At 27.0% G+C, this 20,985-nt stretch carries 10 protein-coding genes; 1 reads left to right on the forward strand and 9 read right to left on the reverse strand.

What is annotated here, in order from left to right:
* Positions 1-46: 46 nt before the first annotated feature.
* Positions 47-10,168, reverse strand: a complete 10,122-nt coding sequence (locus tag AC0B4T_RS02050; protein ID WP_465102921.1) for an SGNH/GDSL hydrolase family protein — start codon at positions 10,166-10,168, stop codon at positions 47-49.
* Between the two features lie 135 nt (positions 10,169-10,303).
* Between AC0B4T_RS02050 and AC0B4T_RS02055 the strand changes: the two genes are divergently transcribed.
* Complete coding sequence (locus tag AC0B4T_RS02055) at positions 10,304-11,452, forward strand: IS3 family transposase (RefSeq protein ID WP_465102922.1); 1,149 nt, start codon at positions 10,304-10,306, stop codon at positions 11,450-11,452.
* A gap of 613 nt (positions 11,453-12,065) precedes the next feature.
* On the opposite strand, the gene rsmH is transcribed toward AC0B4T_RS02055, so the two are convergent.
* From rsmH to gyrA, 8 genes are all read right to left on the reverse strand, one after another.
* The gene (rsmH, locus tag AC0B4T_RS02060) at positions 12,066-12,968 is read right to left on the reverse strand and encodes a 16S rRNA (cytosine(1402)-N(4))-methyltransferase RsmH (RefSeq protein WP_465102923.1); all 903 of its coding nucleotides are present in this window, start codon (positions 12,966-12,968) and stop codon (positions 12,066-12,068) included.
* Positions 12,961-13,407: a division/cell wall cluster transcriptional repressor MraZ gene (locus AC0B4T_RS02065; RefSeq protein ID WP_465102924.1), complete on the reverse strand. Its 447-nt coding sequence runs from the start codon at positions 13,405-13,407 to the stop codon at positions 12,961-12,963. Before AC0B4T_RS02065 ends, rsmH begins: the two co-directional genes overlap by 8 nt.
* 106 nt (positions 13,408-13,513) lie before the next feature.
* Positions 13,514-14,185: a potassium channel family protein gene (locus AC0B4T_RS02070; RefSeq protein WP_465102925.1), complete on the reverse strand. Its 672-nt coding sequence runs from the start codon at positions 14,183-14,185 to the stop codon at positions 13,514-13,516.
* A gap of 6 nt (positions 14,186-14,191) precedes the next feature.
* Positions 14,192-16,096, reverse strand: a complete 1,905-nt coding sequence (locus tag AC0B4T_RS02075) for a potassium transporter TrkG (protein WP_465102926.1) — start codon at positions 16,094-16,096, stop codon at positions 14,192-14,194.
* Between the two features lie 32 nt (positions 16,097-16,128).
* The gene (locus AC0B4T_RS02080; protein WP_465101533.1) at positions 16,129-16,371 is read right to left on the reverse strand and encodes a YneF family protein; all 243 of its coding nucleotides are present in this window, start codon (positions 16,369-16,371) and stop codon (positions 16,129-16,131) included.
* Positions 16,372-16,426: 55 nt separating this feature from the next.
* The gene (locus AC0B4T_RS02085; RefSeq protein WP_465102927.1) at positions 16,427-17,506 is read right to left on the reverse strand and encodes a zinc-binding metallopeptidase family protein; all 1,080 of its coding nucleotides are present in this window, start codon (positions 17,504-17,506) and stop codon (positions 16,427-16,429) included.
* Between the two features lies 1 nt (position 17,507).
* Positions 17,508-18,125, reverse strand: coding sequence for a tRNA (guanosine(46)-N7)-methyltransferase TrmB (trmB, locus tag AC0B4T_RS02090; protein ID WP_465102928.1), 618 nt, complete (start codon positions 18,123-18,125; stop codon positions 17,508-17,510).
* 80 nt (positions 18,126-18,205) lie between these two features.
* Complete coding sequence (gene gyrA / locus AC0B4T_RS02095; RefSeq protein ID WP_465102929.1) at positions 18,206-20,848, reverse strand: DNA gyrase subunit A; 2,643 nt, start codon at positions 20,846-20,848, stop codon at positions 18,206-18,208.
* Between the last annotated feature and the right edge of the window lie 137 nt (positions 20,849-20,985).

A 20,985-nucleotide genomic window follows, 5' to 3' on the forward strand; every position in this document is an offset into this window, starting at 1 on the left:
GGTGGTTTTGTAATGCTTTTAAATATTAAAGTATTTATATCTTGAATTATCTTTTATGTAAGAAACCATCTTTTAATGAGTCTAATAATATATCAGTATTTGCACGTCCTGTATATCTATCATTGTAGCCAACACGGTAGTAAACATAGGCTAATAATTGATCTGATCAATAGTTTCAATGACGTGTACTTGAAGCACGGTTTCCTATTATAAAATCGGTATTATAAGATCTAATGCCATATCACGAAGAATAACCACCCATAGCTTCTAATTCTTTATTAGATAGTTGCTTAAACTTATCTGGATAAGTATCTCTAGCATCACCAAAAGCCATGCTTAAAGAATTAACCACCATGGAAACGGCATCTAAACCGATATTTCAGAACCATCCGCCAAGTTCAGCTTTGTCTTTTAAGAATCATAATACAAGTGCTGTTATACGATAAGCAGCATGATATTCTGGATTACCTTTAGGATTATTTATATTATATGTTTTATTTGACAATTTAACTAACATTTGTCTAAAAATTGGACGGTAGAATATTCTTAATAAATCTGCAACTCGATCCCTAATTGTAAGTACACTGTAATCTTGGTAAAAACCATAACCTTCTTCTGTATCAATTGGTGCTTCAGGTGGTGTTGGAGTAGGAGATGGACTAGGAGTAATTGGTTTACCAGGATCCACTGGTGGTTTAGGTGGATCAATTGGTTTACCTGGTTTTTCGTGTTCTCATTCTCCATTCATTAATGTATTTTTTATAAATCCGTAAATACCAGTCATTTTAGTGCGGTCACTTGCTTCAAAAATACGGTTAATAAATCTAACATAATTATCATCCCCTAAACTATCAATTAAAGCCTTTAAAAAGGGAATATTCTCATAAATTTTGCTAAGTTGGAATGTTTTATAATCTCATGCTAATAGAAAGTGGAATGCTCCATCAGTAATTGCACGAATTACGATTTTTGGATCATCACGTTTTAGTTTTGAAAAATCAATTAACCTAATTCTTTCATAGATTTTATCAATCATACCCTTTAATTCGTTGCGGTCAGCAATAAATTTAAAGAAATTACCAACCATGTTATTAACCATCGTGGCATCTTGGCCTGTAAAACTAAACATAACATTTGAATCTCTTAGTTTTGAAATTAAAACTTGTGCCGCACCTTTAACTAACCTTTGATCAGGATTTTTTAAGGTTGCTTTTATTCAATTATAGAAATTATCTTTTAATTTACTTGAAGTTTCTGTAGGAGCATTTAACAAGGTGTTTAGAGCCGTTAATCAACTGTTATTTTTTTGGTATTCATTGATTCTAGTTATAAAATCACTAATTGAAGTATTTAATGCTTGCCGCAAATCAGGGTTATTAATTGCAAGTATTAACATGTCTTTGACAAGTATTTTATCAATATCTGGATAACTTGCTGTTATTAATTCTACAATGCCAAATTCATCAATTGCAGCCCTTATTCTATTTTGATCATTAATGAAGTTACTAATTGCTTCAAATGCAAAATCAATAATTAATTTTGAATTCTTTTGAATTAATTCATCTTTTAAGAGTTTTTTAATTGTATTAAATTCAGATATCTTTAAATTGCCACTTAATGCATTTGCGATTACACTAGGAATTTGTTTAAGATTATTTGCACGTGATACTGTTTCAAAAACAGCATTTAGTGCATTTGTAAAGATTTCCTGGCGTACTAAAAAATCACCAAATCCATCAGCAAACTTACGTTTTAGTTTATTTGCTTGTGAAGTATTACGAATATTGAAGAATTTAATTCCTTTGTCAAAAACAGCTATAATAGCATTTTTGGCGTTAGTTTTCTTAAATCCATTTTGTAAAATTTTAACAATTTTAGCCTGGAAGTTTTGTTTGTTATTTGGGTTATTAAAGTAAATTTTAAAGATATCAACTAAGTTGTTAATATTTGCAAATTGTGATTTATTGTTAATAATATAAACCATAATTTCGCCAACAACTTCTTTAATTGAACTTGGATCTAAAATATCATCAATAACACCGGTAAAGTGTGTTTTATCAATGAAATTACGGGTAATAAATGCTCTTGAACTACTTGGTAATAAACTTCAAACGAGTTCTCCAAGTTGCACATCTTTTATTAAGATAGTAGTAGCATTTTCAACCACAACAGTTAAATCTAACTTAGCAATTTCAAAAGCAGAATTATTTAAAACTTCTTTAAATAATTGTGCAGCTCTTAAGTCAAAATTATCTTGACTTATAAAATTATTGACACTTTTTACTAAACTATTAATAATTGAGTTAATTGTAAGTGGGTCTTTTGATTTTTTAAGATCCAAAATTAAATTATCAACTAAGTTATCAGTAAGTTTTAAATTCTTATTAAAGATATTGACAAGTGAAAATGAGTTTTTAACAAAATTTTCAGAATTTGACAATCTGTCAAAGATTTGACTATATTTAGTATTCTTAACTTCATTAACCGTTATTTTACTAATAATGTTGTGAAAATTAGTATTTATTAAAAGTTTGTTTAAGATAGTTTTTAATAAATTTGCAGAACTATTTGAAAAAGAAGAGTCTTGCAATAATCTATTTAATAAATCTCAAAAATCATTTGCTGATTTAAATGCATTTCAATTATTAACTGAAGCCCCAAATAGATCTTTAAAATTATTTAGAATCTGGTTATCACTTAAAATAGCTTTTAAAACGCTTTCTAAATCAGTCTCAGGAATTTGGTATTTAACTAATACATTGCTTTGACTTGCAGTATTTACAAAAGATTTAAGTAATTCATTATTTTGGCCAATATTAGTCAAAACACTGTTGAAAATTTGTTTTAAATCATTTTTATTATTACTTAAATTTTCAAAATGAATAAAGAATTTTTTATATGTTTGATATGAACCAAGATTTAACTTGCTAGAAATTCAATCTTGTAACCTACTTATAGCGTGCTCAGTATTAATTGATGAAGTAATTGAATCAAGAGTTTGAGTAAATAAGTTAGGTAATAATTGAATATCTTTTAAATAATTGTTAAGATTATTTAAAAGAGCAGATACTAATGCAGTTTTATTAATTCCATTTAGGTTAATTTGGTAATTTTTAGCTAAATTATCAATTAATCTTAAAGCTATTTCAAGCACCTTAGGATTGTTAGATAATGAATTTGCAAAAGTATTTAAATATGAAATAATTGCATTTTTAACAGGTGCTTTTGTTAAAACTATTTTAAGTAATTCAAAAAGATTATTTGTATGATTTAGCCAGTTTGTATCATTAATAAGTTCAGGGACAATACTGGTTAAGGCATTATTTAAACTAGTATTATCTAAAGCTATTTGCCCTAATAATTTTAAGGTTTGTTTATCTACTAAGGTTAAAAATGCTGTATTTTGCTCAATATTATCAACTACTTGGTTAAAAATATTTGCTAAAACACCTTTATTTTTTAAACCAATTAATAGTTGCGAGATTACTTTTGCTAAAGTTGCTTTGTCATTTTTTAAAAAGCTAAGGTTTAAAATCTTATCGACAAATTGTTTTGGATTATCCTTTAATTTTGATTGAATAATTAATGAAACATCATTAGTTAATGCTTTAAATTCATCAAGCATTCCTGTTAAATTAGTTTGAGAACTTGCTGATTTAATTCTAATAAAGAATTTATCAATAATTGGTTTTAAAATATCAGCAGCTTCAACTAGTTGATCTAAATTATTACTTATATTCGTAATTAAATTTTTAATTTTTGCATCAGTAACTGAAACTCCATAAGTAGTTAAAGTTTGCATTAAAAAGTCATTAATTGCCTGCTTAACTTCAGTTGAATTTTTTAATAAGTCATTTATTAATCCATTAACGTCGGTTTCAAGTTTATTTGTATCAATGATACTTAATGTTTTCTTTAAAACATCAAAATATGAAGCAACATCTTTAAATTCGTTGATTCTGGTTATAAAGTTATATACAGTATTATTGAAAATTGAGTTAAAGTGCTGGTTTGCAAGGATGTAATTAAATAATGTTTTAAGGGAATTTAATGGTATAAATTTAGCAATAGTGCTTTTAGCACTTTGAGGTAACGCATCAAGAGCATTATCAAAAGTACCTTGTGTTTTTAAAATATTTATGATATTAGAAAGTAATTTAGTTAAATCATCTTTATTTTCTGCAAATAATTTTGAATTAGCTAACTCTTTAATTAAAGCAATAACTTTGCTTTCTTGGTTGGTTGAGTCTCCTAAATGTTTTTGTAGTCCATTAAGAATTACATTTGCAGTTTTAGTTATGTTAACTTGGGAACCATAAGTCGCTAAGGCATCAAAAATTGTATTGAAGATCAATTGGCTAAAGTTTAGATGTTTATCAATTATGTTATAAACATCTAAAACATTATCAACAATTCTTTGTTTATTTTCTATTCCTTTGAAGTATTCTGTAAAAGAAGGATTATTCAATAAGTTAGTAAGCAATTCTCTAAATGAAGTTTTAAATTTATCATTTAAGATTGCATCTTTAATAAATTTAACTAAAGGTTGCTCAATTTGTGATTTTAAAGATGGAATTGTAAAAATTGCTTTTACTAAATCATTATATGTTGTTGCTTTTTGTAAATGATTTAAGTTGTCTAGCACAGTATTAACAATAGTTTTAAGGATTGCTTTAAAATCGTCTTTTACCAAAATATCTGCTAATGCATTTTTTAAAGTATTGTTAAGACTTTCAGATCCAAATAAGTTAAGACTAACGTTAGTTAAAATTGGGGTAAGTGTTTCTTTTGTTACAAATTTTTGAATTAATTTTTCAATAATATGTTTTATAAATTCTTTTTCTTTACTTAAAAAGTTTGAATGAATAATTGATTTAATGAAATCATATTCTTGGATATTAACAGCATTAGTAAGATTATTAATTAGTGCTGTTTTTAGAGTCTCTAGATTAGTAATTGATTTAAGTTGCTGGTCACTAAAATTAAGTGTTTTATAAATTAATGAAACATTAGAATCAAAATAAATAACATCCTGAACAAATTCGTTGAAGTTTTTAAATTGATCTAAGGTAAGTTTTTTACTTTCATCGATAAGTTGTTCACTCACTAGTAATTTATTAAGTGGTTCTAAAAGTAAATTGTAATTATTTAATAATTCTAAACTTGCAAATTCAATAACTTCCAAGAAGTATGTTTTATTTTTAGTAATAACATTAGATTTAACAAATGCCTGTATTATTTGATCAAGCTTAGTTGTTAAATCATCAAAGATACTATTGGTTAGTTTATTAATACTTAAATCATTATATAAGTCATTAAGATTTTTATGTGAAGAATTTCCAATAGCATTTGAAATATAATCAATAATTTTTTGATTAAAGTTTGCTATTTTATCTATTGCATAATAATCTTTAATTAAGTTTTCAATAAATCCTTCAGTAGTAGATTTTTTGTATATTTTAGGATATTTATTTTCTAAAATTTGCGCTAAAAGTTTAACAATTGAATTGCTTCAAGATGGAGTATTAACCTTACTAAATATATTGGTTAATAATGTTTTTAGTTTAGTATGATCAATTGATTTTAAGGCTGTAAAAATTAAATCTGATAAAGAGTTAATTTGAGCAAGTTTTTGACTATTATTTAAAATTGAGCTAACTAATTCGAAAATGTTGTTTTTAACTTCGTTATCACTTAAAACTAAGGTTGTTAAATCCGCAAGGTCGCTTAAGTTTGCATATTCTTGAATTTTTGATTTAATATTTTCAGGTAATATTCCACTAAGCAAGGTTGGGAATTTCTCTTTATCATTAGCAAAATGATTATAAATATTTTTAAAAACTTGTAATATTGCTTGTTTATTTTGTGTTAAATAATTTTGACTTATCGCTTTAATAATTCTAACTAAATTAGTTTCAAGTTTATCAGCTGCAAATTCTTTGAAAAGTTCTTTAATAAAAAATGAGATTAAACTACTAAAATCCAGCGAATCACTACTAATAAATTGTTCTAAGCCACCAAATAAATGTTTAATTAAATTAAGGTTGGTTAACTCACTAATTAAAGTATCATAAGTATTATTTAAAAATGTTTCTTTATCATTAACATTTTCTAATACTCAACTATATGAAGGCTGGTTTAAGAATCCTTGCAATAGGTTAACAATAACTTTTTTAATTGTGCGGTCTTTATGAACTGCACTAACAAAACTTGCTATTTCAGTTCCCAAGCTTTGTAAATTAGTTTTATCATTTAAAACCACTTTTAAAGCTTGAATTAGGGAAGTTGCATTTTTTAGGTTATCAAGGTTATTAAATAATAAATCAATTGCTAAATTAAATGCTTTATGCAAGTTTTCATTATTGTAAATTAATGAAATAGTTGTTTTTATTTCATCCTTAGTTATATTATAAGGTAAACTTTCAGGTAATAAAGAATTAATAAATTCAGGGAATTGCGGTGATTTTATCTTTGTTAAGAAATCATTTAAAAATTCTTTTAATAAGTCTTTAGTTTCTAAAACTATTGGAGATGTTAAGATAACTTTATAAAGATTTAAATCTTTAAAATCAAAGAAGTCTTTAAATTTATCAAATAAATTAGAGGCAATTTGATCAATACTATTTGTCTCAGATAGCGTATTAAAAATTAAACTAAAGAATTGCTCATATTTATTGGTTGATTTTAAAATATGTTTAATACTTGGAATAACATTATGAATTAATGATTGATATTTTTTATCAATTGCTAAAAAACTATCTTTTGATATTTCAACTAAGGTTTTCGCTAAGGTTTTATTCAGTGAAATATCATTAAAGAGATCAATGCTAATATTTTTTAGGCTATTTTTAATTAACTTTTTGACATCAGCTTTTACTAATAATGTATTAATTAAATCATTTGTATCATTTAGTTTATCTAGTAAATTAGGATCATTAATAATTACTGTAATTGCACTATAAATAATGTTTTGTGTTTCAGGGTTATTAATTAGTGTAATAAATAATTTTTTGATTTCATCTTGGTCAAGGTATTTAGATACATTTGCATTTTCAAGCAATGTAAACAAATTATTATTCACCAAGTTAACTAATAATCCTTTTGCATTTAAATCAGCATAGACAATTTTGGCAATTGTCCCAATAAAATCAACATTATTTTTAATATATGGTTTATTAATAAGTTTTTTAGCAAAAGCAATAGGATCATTAATTTTTCTTTGGATAACATTTAAAAGTTTATCTGAAAGACCATTAAGATCACCAAGGATGTTATCTGAATTTTTAATTTCTTTAAGGTGCTCAAAGAATGTATTAATAACTGGTTCTAAAATATTAATATCATCTAAGGTTGGATTTAAATCATTGATTAATGATTGGATAAATTCATGATCTTTAGTTGTTAATTTAATATTTGCAGAACTTACATAGTTAGTTAATGAACTAATTAAAAATTGTTTAAATTCAGATGAATTACGGATTTTATTTAGGAAGCTTACTAAGTTTGTTTTAAATAAATCTAGGTTAAAATTACTAATTATTTTAAGAATTACTTCATTTAAACTTTGAACATTTTTAAAAGTTTCATAGTTTTTTAATGTTGCATCAACTGTTGACAGCAACATTTGTTTGGTTTCAGTTAAATTAAGAACAAATTTAAATACATTATTTAAATCTTGTTCATTGAAAAATTTACTCAATGTTTGGTTGCTTCTTATTGCACTAGTTAAGACCATGCTTACAGAAGAAATATTTTGAGAATCTAAAAGGTTATTTAATAGTTGTGAAAGTAAATCTTGGTGGCTAGCTATAAATTTAGAATTAGCTAAGATTTTAACTACTTTTACTATATTACTTTCATAATCATTATTTAGTAAAAATGATTTAAATGAATCAACAAAAGCTTCTGAAACTACTTGAGTTATATTACCAAGGCCGCGAATTGCAATTTTGTTTAATACATTTGCAATCAAGTTATCAACAATTTTAAATTCAATATTTAATTCTTGTAATAAATCAAAACCATTATTAGTCGCTTGTTTCAGTTGTTCTTTAGTAATATTTTTAGTTAAATTAGCTTTTTCTAGTGAACTATAAACAACATTGGTTACTAAGTTTTGAACACCTTCATTATTAATAAAATATTTAAAATTATTATTAATTAATGATGATAATTCTTCGTTATTCTTTTTATCTGCGATAAATGCATTAATAAATTGTGAAAGGTTTGAAAGATCACTAAATTCATCAGAATTGTAGATAAAGATATCGATTAACTTGCTAATTAAAGCAACAAAATCTTTAGAACTAATTAGGTTATCAAAAATCTTACTTATATCAGATTTTTGAATATTGTAGTCTTTCAATACATTATGAATTGGATTAACTAATAAATTACTAATTGGATCTTTAAAGACACTTAAAATATTTTGAATAACTTCTTTAATTGCTTTTGATAATTCATCTTTATTAAATTTAACTAATTCACTTCGTGCAATTCCGCTAATTACGTATGCTAAATTATCAAGAGATAGAATATTACTTGTGACAATTCGTTTTAAACTTGCAAAATCTAGGTTTTTATCTTTAGTAGCTAAATCAATTTGAATTTGAATATTAGCTAGAATTTGAGCTATTTTTTGTGAACTAAAAATTTCTGAAGTTAAATTGGCAAAATAAGTATTACCTTTAGTTGAAGTTTTATTAAGTAATGTTTTAAGAACACCATTTGGATCAATTTGTTCGTAAACTGAGCTATTTGTTAAGAAATCAAGAACATCACCAATGTAATAATCAAAGACATAAGCTAACTCTTTTAAACGGCCCATGAAGTTTAATGGTGTTCTTAATAAATCAATTGAATATTCATAATCACTTGTTGTATTAATATATTCATATGAACTTTTTCCTAAAACGCTTTGATCAGGATTATCAACTTGAATTTGATAACTAGCTGTATTGGCATCTAATTTTAAATATTGATCTGTAAAATTGTAATTATCATAATATTTTTGATTTAAATTTGGCTTTGTGATCTTTAAATATAAATCCATTGCCATTTTTTTGTAACCTTTAGTTCCAGGGTGTATATCAAAGAAAATGGCTGATAGATCTTTTGCATTTTCATTCCAAAATTCATTATTATAAGTATTAACGTAATTTACATCTGAATTAATTGCTACTTCTTTTAATAAATCATTAAGTATTTCTTGTAATAAGTCTAAAACTTTTAAACTACCTAAATTACCTATTAAGTTAGTATTAATATATTCATTAAGAACATTGAACAACATTAATAATGGCATTGGATATGAAACAATATTAATATTAGCTTTTGGTGCTAATTCTTTTAATTGCTTTGCAAATGCAATTAAACGCTTTCTCATTTCAGGCAGTGCTTTTTGAAATAAGCGGTTAACAAATTTAATTGCATCACCTAAAATTGGTTTATTATCAAAAAAGTTTTTAATTAAGTCTAAACTTTCGGCATCTCCAATTGTGTCAAATAATAGACCAAAGAAGTCATTTGCTCCCAAAGTAAAGGTAATTAAGTTTGAGTTTTGTAATTCATTAATAATTTGTTGTCGTTTATTATTAAGTGAACTAAAAATAACACTTGGATTTGTGCCAAAGCGTTTATTATCTAGTTCAAAATTTAAAAACTTTATTCAGTCCAGAGTTGTTGCTCCCGAAATTGCATAGTTATTAAATGATTCAACACGATTATTTTGATTTAACATTCGTGCTAAAAATGCAGGATATGATAAACCTGAAACACTATTATTAGCTTCGAGTTGACCTTTATAATCTTTTGGTAAAGTACCATCAAATCCCGCAGTAATCGAATCACCAATTGCAACATATCTAATTTTTTGGTCTGAATAAATGATGTTATTAGATATTTTACGTGGTAAATCACCATCTTGTGGTTTTGCAAGTTTTTGGGTATTATTTCCTGCTTTTGGATCACTTGTCACAAACTTTATTTTATCAAGTGAATCACTTGGTTTTTCATCTTCCTTAGGTTTTGGGCCTTTAGGTTCTTGATCACCTGAACGTCCAATTTGAACTGATGAACCTGGTGCCTTGCAGGCAGTGACTACTGATGTACTGATGCCTAGTGCAAAGAGCACTAAAAATAAACTACGTTTCTTATTTTTTGATTTCATAATGCCTCACTTTTTAAATAATATAATATATTAATATATATTATATAAAATTAAATAAAAAATACAACACTTAGACAGGGAAAAAATATTCGGACAAAATCCGAATATTTTTAATATAAAGAAAAAGAGGTAGTTATGAGACATTTAAAGACTAAAGAATGAATCAAAATTTTTGACTTATACGATAAATATTTGAACCTGGGAATAACCAAGTCAGAATTTGAAAATTTATGTTTTGATATCAGAAAAGTATACTGAAATAAAGAATCAATGAGAAATATGTTAAAGAAAAGAAAACTGTATAATTTAAATATGAACATAGAATCACAAAGCGGTAAATCACCTAAGAAAGATAAAGGTGTTGGGAGAAAGAAAAAGAAAGTTCTCGATTATACATGAATTGATACTCTTAAAGATGATGAAAAAGATGCAGTTATAAAATACTACTATCGAATTTTTAATGAAAATAATATTGATGCAGATATCTCAAAGATAAAGAAAATCAAGAATCTGTCACATACTAAAAAATCTAAAATGATATGTGTTTCAAGATCTACATATTACGAGAAATTGAAAGATAACAACAAGACTAAAGAACTAAAGGTTAAACACAAAGAAATAATTTTTCAAAGTTTTGTCGAAAATAAAGAAAGGTATGGACGAAGGAGACTTGCTAAATATATTTTCCAAGAATATAATATTCAAATAAATCCTAGAACCCTAGGAAATTATATGAAAAAACTGAATTTGAAAACATTTGTTAGACAAAAACGTAAAACTAAAGAATCTAAAAATACTAGTGTTAAAGTACCTGATTTAGTAAAAAGAGATTATAATTCAAGCAACAATAATATATATGCAACAGACGTGACCTATATACCAGCACCAAAAGATATTGAACAGAATCATATTTATTTATCTGCAATTATTGATCATAAAACTAAGTTTGTGACCTATGAATTATCACTTAGAAATGATACTGAACTAATTTTGAATAATATCACCAATACAAAATTCAAAAATAATTTTATTTTACATTCTGACCATGGATCTGCTTATTCTTCGCTTGAATATACTAAGAAAATAAAATCACTAAAAGGTAAAATATCAATGTCAAGAATTGGTAATAGTCTTGACAATCGTGAAATTGAGTATTTCTTCTCAATTCTTAAAAGTGAAATTTTCCCAAATTTTGATCAAACCTGTAAAAGACTTACTTTTATTGAATTATGACAAAAAATCAAAGAATTTATAAACTGATATAATTATAAAAGAATAAGATAAAAAAACCTTCCCAAAGCATTCCGTTTGGCTTAGCCAAATGGTATGGTTGGGGAAGGTAAAACCGTCCGAAAAAAATTTCCCAGTTTAACTTGTAAATGTCTTTCAATCAGTAAAAATATATTAAAAAACAAGCATTTTAATTTGCTTGTTTTTGTTATAAAAAAGTTCTAAAAGTTGCTCAAATACTAGTTTAAAAATATTATTAAAACTTATTTTATACAGAAAAAGGAGGTACAAATGTAACACAAAACAGGGCAGCAACTATATTTAATATATAGTATTAAATAATAAAAGCATTTAAATAACTAAAATATGCTTAAATTATAATGTTTAAAAATGTAGCTAATATTTTTAAACAAGTTATAATACTAAGTTAATTTAATTAAGTAATGATTTAATTATTGCCTTAAAATAAATATTTAGTTTATTTTTTTAATAAGTTTATCTTATTAAATGTGCGCACAAATAAACTTTAAGATTTATCATTAGCCCAAAACAAATAACAAAGTTTAATTTAATAATCAGCTAAATTAATTAGATTAAACTAAAATTTTATTTATAATAATTATTAATTGAAAGGAAATTATTTAAATATAAACAATATTTTGATTTACTAAGCAAGTTTTTTGATAACTCTTAATTTTGCACTTTTAGACCTTTTATTTTCGGATAGTTCCGATTTTGAAGGAGTTAGTTGTTTAATCACATATTTTTTTACCTCTTGAATCGGCATCTTATGAGGTAAATTTGAATATGTGATTTTTTTAATAAATTGCTTTACAATACGATCTTCTAAGGAGTGAAATGTAATAATCGCTAGGGTGCCATTATTATTAAGTAACTCTAATGCATCGTTAAGCATAGTTTTTAACGAATCTAGTTCGTTATTTACTTCAATTCTTAAGGCTTGGAAAACTTGTTTGGCGGGGTTTTTTTTGCGTAAAAGTGCTGCAGGGTATGCTTTTTTGATAATCTCTACTAATTCAAGTGTAGTTGTAATTGGACGGTTTATTATGATGGCCTTAGCAACTTTTTGTCAAAGCCTTACATCAGCGTAATCACGTAAGATTCGTTCTAAACTAGCTTGTGAATAAGTATTAATTAATTCAAGAGCAGAAAATTGTTGCTCTTGGTCCATACGCATATCCAAGGTAGCATCTTTGTTATAACTAAAACCACGGCTTGCTTGATCAACTTGAGGTGAGGAAAATCCTAAATCAGCAATAATACCATCTACTTTCTCGATATTCAATTCCCTTAATTTTGATTTTATATTTTTGAAATCACTTTTAATTAAGGTGTAATTGAGACTTACTTGTTTTAACTTAAGATCAGATTCCTTTATGGCAAATGAATCTTTATCAAAACAATATAAATGTCCGTTCGTTATTTTTTCGAGGATTTTAGCTGAATGACCTCCTAGGCCTAATGTTAAATCAACATAAATACCATCAGCCTTAATCTCAAGAGAATCAATAGTTTCATTAAGCATAACTGAATAGTGTAATTTATCCATTATGTTTTTCAGAAAGTTCTTGTGCGATTAAAGCAATATCATCAAGAGTATGTTCATTAACAAAACTATTGTATTTCTCTGCAGATCATAATTCTACTAGTGTTCCAGCGCCAATAAAAATTATTTCTTTTTGGATAGCGAGTTGTTCGACCATTTGTTTTGGTAAACTAATGCGATTCATATTATCTAAGGTTACTTCAAAACTATTTCCTAAAATAGAGCGTGTAATAATCCGGGCTTTTTTATCAAATACACTTTGATTTTCTAACATTTTAATGTATTTTTGAAATTCTTCTTTACTGCGTAAGTCAGCATTCCCATCAAAGCCAATTGAAATCATAAAATTAGTGCCTAAATACTCTTTTATATTAGATGGTAAAACAACTCGGTTTTTTCCATCCATGTTTCGTGAGTGTGTTCCGTAGATAATATTTGACATTTTTTCCCACCATCCTATAATATTTTACCACTTATCGACCTTCTTGCCAAGAAAATAGTAATAAAAAATGAGTTTTTTCAAACTCATTTTTTGCTTTAATGAATAATTATTCTTGTTGGAGTCATTCAAATGCTAGGCTGACATCTGAAATATCTCCAATTAAGGTAACTGTATCATTATAATGTAATAATGTTGAACCAGTTGGGCGAATGCTTTTACCATTATTTTTTACTAAAACTAAACTTACTCCCCGCTTGTTAAAATCAACATCTTTAACTAATTTATTATTAAGTGAGTGGTTTTTTATTGTAGTTGTACCAATTACAAAATCATCACCAATTTCTTGAAAATTTTCACTATATTTTAAAAAGTTACTATTAGCAGCTATTAATGCAGTTCGTTTCCCTGATTCATTTTCGGGACTAACAATTAAATCAACACCAACTTGTCTAAGAACACGGCTGTGTCTTGGTGTAGTTGAGCGTGCAATAATGTTTTTAGTTCCTAATTCTAATAATGCGGCAACAATCTCGATATTTTCAGGAACTGCTACAACAACTGTGCCAACTGAACTAATTTTATTAGCTTTTAGTAAACGAGTATCAGCGGCATCACCCAAAATTAAATTATCTATATCATCTTTATAACGTTTTAGCAATTCTTCATTACTATCAATAATAGTTATTTTTTTGTTTAGTTTTAAAAGTTCATCTACAATTGATTGACCAAATCGACCAAGCCCAATAATAACTATATCATCTGAATAACTAAATTTCATATTTTCCTAACCTATAACTATGTCAGTAGTTATATATTCATAATGTCTCTTATTACTTTTTTTTCTATTTCAAACAAGTAGTGATGAAGAAATTCCAAATTGACCAATAAACATCACAAAAATTAGTGCAATTTTAGAAACAATATTAAGATCTCTTGTAATCCCTGTCGATAAGCCGGCTGTTCCAAAGGCGCTAGCGACTTCAAAGAAGATATGCTCAGACTCATAAGAGGTAATATGAGCTTCAAATGTTTTACTTAATAATGCCTGATCTGTATTAACATTTCCACCATAAATATCAAAGGAAGTAAATAAGACAAAGGAAGCCATTAGCAATATTACTAAACCAATAATAAATACCTGGCCAGCCATAAATACATTTTCAGGGTTGATGCTGCGCTTAAAAACTCTAACCCTTGAACGTTTCAAGATAACTGAAAGAATTGTTAAAGAAACAATTGCAAAGGTAGTTGTTCTAATCCCTCCACCAGTTGAGGATGGTGCTGCGCCTATAACCATCATAATTAATAAAACAAAAAAACTTGTTCGTGAAAAATCCCTCATGTTAACAGTAGCAAAGCCAGCACTACGCGTTGATAAAGAAGTAAATACTAAAGCGAAAACTTTATCAAAAGTACCGCCATACATTTGACCTTGGTTTAAAAACTCTTTTAAGGTGCCATTTTTATACCCAATTAACATACCATTCTGATCAAAAAATTTAATAATATTAAGGTGGCTTTTATTTAAAATATTAAATCATTCTTTAGCACTATCTGTTGTTAAAGCTGAACTATCATTAAGGCTTGTTAATGATCTTAGCTCTTGATAAATTAACTTACCTTGCTCAGTTGGATTTTCTGAATAAAAACTTAAAGTATAAAGCCAATTATTATAATCATTTTTCATAGCATCTGGAATGTAGACTTTATTTCAAAAGGTATTTGCATTAATTGAAAAAAATTCAAAACCAAACAACATTGCCAAACCAACTAAAAAAATTAAAAGATATGTAATTGTTGATACTTTGGTAAATAATAAGAAACGATATTTATTTTTTTTACGTTTAAGTTTATGTTTAAAATAACGGTTTATATCATAAATAACCGGGAAGCCTAGTCCCCCTAAAACCAGCAAAATAATAAATCAAAATTGCAAAGCAAAATTTTGATAATAAGGCATTAAGGATCTACCTGAAATTAAATCAAAACCAGCATTATTAATAGCTGATATTGTATGAAAAAAACCAAACCTAAATGCTAGTGACCAATTTCCCTGTGGATTAACATATCCATCAAGAGTTTGTTGGATACCAAAAGTATGCTCAGGATTAGCATAATAAAAATAAAAACTCATGGCAAAACCAGAAACCAAAATGACAGATAAAATAAATGTTACTGAAGAAGTTAATAAATTTCCAATTTTATTTACTTCAGTATGGTTTCTTTCATATTGGATCATTTTGTAAACATTCATAGATTTTATATTTCGTTTAAAAATAAAGTTAAAAATGTAAAATTTTAAAACAAAAATCCCTAAACCGCCACAGATAATTAAGATTGCCAAAATAATTTGTCCTAGAATATTTCAATGTAGGTGTGTGTCGTAAAGAACTAATCCTGTGTTACTAAAAGCACTTGAAACTGTAAAAAGAGAATTTAAATAGCTCTTTGCACTATATCAATCTTTCTCTGGATTAGTTTGAGTAATTGGGCTTCATAAAAATAAACTTGCAATAATCAGAATTAATAAATAAACAAATAGTAAATACTTTAATTTAGAGAGTCTTTTCCACCTTTGATAAAAATTATTAAATAATTTAAAGAGTGGATTTTTTTTAAATTTAGATTGTAATATCATTATTTTCATATTAATTGAACTTTCTGAAAAAATCCAAAAAATAAAAAACATTATTATTAAATAATGATTTAATATTTATTAAATTAGTTATCTTTTGCATTTTGCATAGAACGCATGATTTGGCGGATTTGTGTTTCGCTTGCTTTTCTACCCATTTGATTAAACATCACACGCAACATTTTTTCATTTACCGGTGGGTTTTCACGCAATTGTTTTTCAAAGAATTTTTTAGTTAGCATAAAAGTAACAAATGCAGCTGCAGCTACCGCTCCAATTACTACTAATATAATCATTAAAATAAATATTCCAGTAGTCATTTCTACCATAATTTTCCTCCAATTTTTTATTAATTCTAATAATTTAAATTAATTATACTATATTTTACTTAAAAACAATATTTTGATATGTCTCATTATCAAAATCTTCTAAGAACTTTATAATTAAATTAGCAGTTGCCATTAAATCACTTATGGCACAAACTCCAATAGGGCTATGTAAATATCGTTGTGCTAATGAAAGAGTTAAAGTTGCAGCCCCGCCATTAGGAGAGTATTGTAACTTAGCAGCATCAGTTCCGCCACCTGCAGCTACAAACTTATATGCTGGTATATTGTATTTTTTTGAAATATCTATAAAACATTTAATAAGTTTTGGGTCCATAAGTGTCCCACCATCTTTTACCCTTAAAGCAGCACCTTTAAATAATGCAGTAGTTCCAGGTATTGTACCAATTGTATCATGGGTTGATGTTGTATCTAATGCTATAGCAATATCTGGTTTTATAATAGATACCGAGGTTCTAGCGCCCCTAGTTCCTACTTCTTCTTGAACAGTTCCAACTAAATATAAATCTACATTTAAATCTTTGTTTGCTAGATCATTTGCAATTTTTTCCAAAATAGTCACCCCAGCACGATTATCCATTGCTTTCCCACCAAGTAAATCTGGATTATCAAAGTATATTGTTTCGCCTGAGATAAAAATCGGATCTCCTATTTCAACACCATTATCTAGAGCTTCTTGCTCACTTTTGAAACCAAAATCAGCGTACAATTCATCATTAGTTAATGCTTTTGCAACTTTTTCACGTTCCATGATGTGAATGCTAGTATGTCCAAAAACACCTATGAATTCTTTACCAGTTCCTACTTTTAAAATAGCTTTTGTCCCAATAATAGTTGAAGCTCAAATTCCGCCAATTGCTGATAGTAAAATTTGCCCTTGTTTTGAAATTGATCTAACAATGTAACCAACTTCATCCATATGGGCTGCAATCATTACTTTTGGAGCATTTTCAACTTTTGACTTTTTGTAAAAAATTACTGAGCCAAGTTTATCCCGTGAAACCTCATAAATGCTTGGAATATTTGCTTTTAGTTCGTCAACAATCGGTTCTTCATATCGTGACATTGCTTTGATTTCTAAATATTTTGTTAATCTTTGTTTAAAATTATTTTTCATTTTATTCCTTTCAATTATAGCGAGCAATTAAAAAATTAATATTTTTACCTTGATTTGCTCATTTTGTTTCATAGCCTGTTTGATAATTGTTAAGATTATAATTAGATTTGTGTAAATCAGTAGTGATATCTGTAATTATTCAGTTGTTTTCTTGTAATGATTCAACTGAGTAATTAAATAATTTATCATTATCTGTTTTAAATCACAAACTACCATTTTTAACAAGTAAATTTTTGTATAAATCTAAATAAGTTTTGTAAGTTAAACGGCGTTTCTCGTGAGCATTTTTTGGTCAAGGGTCAGAAAAGGTTAATCAAATTTGCTCTACTTTTCCAATAAAAATATCGCTTAATTCTTTAGCATCTTTAGTAATAATAAATAAATTCTCTAGATTATATTGTTTTATCTTACTTAAAATTTTATTAGCAACAGTTTGATATTTTTCTAATGCATAATATTTTATATTAGGATTATTTATCGCAAGTTGCACAATCATTTCCCCTTTTCCTGCTCCAATTTCAATGACATCATTTTTGGATACTTGAATTGGGAAAGTTTGTAGATAAAATTTAGAATTATTAAGTTTATCCTGTGCTGTATTATCAAAACGTAATCTCATAATTACATATTATAAATAATTATTGTATTTATAAACCAACTTATTTATAAATTATTTGATTATTTATATATAAAAACACCTTAATTATAAGGTGTTTGATTCTCATCGTGTTTTTGAGTATTATTAATATTTTTTAAAACTTCCACCGCAACAATTTGATCTTTATTACGTAAATTAATAACTTTTACACCTTTAGTATTTCTTGCTGTTTGGTTAAATTGATCAACTTTAATTCTAATTGTATTGCCATTTGAAGTGATTATTAATAATTCATCTTCTTGATTAACAAATGAGGCAAAGACTAAAGGTCCTGATTTTTCTGGATTAATACCTGTAACTCCTTTAGCCCCACGTCTTGTAACTCTATATTCAGATTCATGAGTAATTTTTCCAAATCCTTTAGCTCCTAATGAAAAAATTAAATCTCCATCTTTATTTGAAGAACCATTAATTACATATTGGCCTTCTACAAGTTTTATTGCTTTAACACCAAGTGAGTTGCGACCCAAAGTACGTACTGAATCAATATCAAATAGTGCAATATTTTTATAGTTATTAGCAACAAGGACATTATCGCCAGATGTAGCGATAAATGCTCTGACTAATTGATCTTCATCTTGTAATTTAAAAGCTAAAATACCCGAGCGGCGTACATTACTAAATAATGAAAGAGGTGTTTTTTTGAAAATACCTTTTTTTGTAATGGTTGCTAAAAATAAATCATCAGCAAATTCATCAACAGAAATTATTGAAATAATCTTCTCATCTTCTTTAACGTTTAAGTTTTCTAAAATGTTAATAAAAGGTTGCCCTTTGCTTTGTTTTGACACTTCTGGAATTTGATATCCTTTTAAGGCATATGCTTTACTAAAATTTGAAAAAAGTAGTAAGTTAGAGTGTGTTGAGGATTTTAAAATTAATGAAATATCATCATCATCATAAGTCTTCATACTTGTTGAACCTGAACCTCCGCGGTGTTGCGTAGTATATTGATCTAAATTAATTCTTTTTACATAGCCATTAATGGATGCAGTAATTACAATTTCTTTACGTGGAATTAAATCTTCATCATTAATTTTTCCCACTCCATAATAATCAATGCTAGTGCGGCGATTATCACCATATTTATCCCGAACTATTTCTAATTCTTCAATAATTAGATTAACAAGTTTTTCTTCGCTAGATAAAATTTCTTGATATCCTTTTATTTCAATATATAGTTGGTTAATTTCATCAACCATCTTTTCATAATTTAAAGCAGTTAAACGACGTAGGTTCATATCTAAGATTGCTTTAGTTTGGCGTTCAGTAAATTCAAAGCGAGCAATTAAATTATCTTGTGCAATTTGATCAGTTTTAGAACTTTTAATAATTTTAATAACTTCGTCAATATTTAAAATTGCAACCTTTAACCCTTCTAAAATATGAACTTTTTCTTGTGCTTTAGTTAAATCATAATTAAGTCTACGAGTAAAAACATCCTTTTGATGATCTAAATAAACATTTAATGCTTGTTTTAAACTTAAGGTTTTAGGTTCTCCATTAACTAGAGCAACTAAATTTGAATTAAATGTAGTTTGTAAATCTGATTTTTGGAATAATTGATTTAGTATAATACTTGGACTATATCCTTTTTTAATATCAAAAACAATTCTAATTCCGTTAAGGTTTGTTTCATCCCTAATATCAGCAATTCCATCAATAACTTTTTCTTTAACAAGTTCAACAATTTTTTTAATAATTGTGCTGGTCTTAATTGCATAAGGAATTTCAGTAACTATAATTTTTGACTTAGTGTTAGCTTTTTCGACAATTTGCGTTTTAGATCTAACGATAATGCTACCACGTCCTGTTTCATAAGTATCAAGAACTCCTTTAGTACCTAAAATTATTCCTCCAGTAGGAAAATCAGGTCCTTTGACACTTTGCATTAATTCCATAGTTGTAATCTGAGGGTTTTTAGCTAATGCTATCGTGGCATTAATTATTTCTGTGAGGTTGTGTGGCGGAATTGAAGTAGCCATACCTACAGCAATACCTGAGGAACCACTAACTAGTAAATTTGGAAATTTAGCAGGTAAGACAACTGGTTCTTGCTCTGTTGCATCATAGTTATCGACAAAATCAACTGTATCTTTTTTAATTCCTTCAAGGAGTTCACTTGATAGTTTTGTCATTCTTGCTTCAGTATAACGCATTGCCGCAGCTTGATCGCCATCAATTGAGCCAAAGTTTCCGTGTCCGTCAACTAATGGATAGCGCATAGAGAAATCTTGTGCCATACGCACCATTGCTTCATAAACTGATGAATCACCATGCGGGTGATATTTACCTAAAACATCCCCAACGATTCTTGCACTTTTACGGTGTTGGGAACTTGGGGTAATTCCTAGTTCAAACATATCATATAGAATTCTTCGGTGTACTGGTTTTAAACCATCGCGCGCATCAGGCAAAGCTCTGGAAACAATAACACTCATTGCATATTCTAAAAATGATGTTTTCATTTCGTCATCCACAATAACTGGCTTAAGTCCACCTTGTGGTTCTGTAATTAAACTAGGTTTTACTAAATAATCATCGTTATCTTGAGGGATTATTTCTTCATCATTATCATCAATAGTTGATTCTATATCATCTTTAAAAACTACTCTTTTATCTTCTTCATATTCAGGTTCCAAAGTTTGTTTCTTGTTATCTGCATTATCTAAATTAAATATCATTTTTGCTCCTTTGATTGTTAAAATTCAACAAAATTATTATAAATAATAATTTTATTATATCACAAAAGTGAATTTTTAAACTCTTGCATACTCTATATTTATAACTTAGATTAACGAATGGTAAAAGCAACAAAGTA

This window comes from Mycoplasma sp. 10961 (assembly GCF_055523525.1).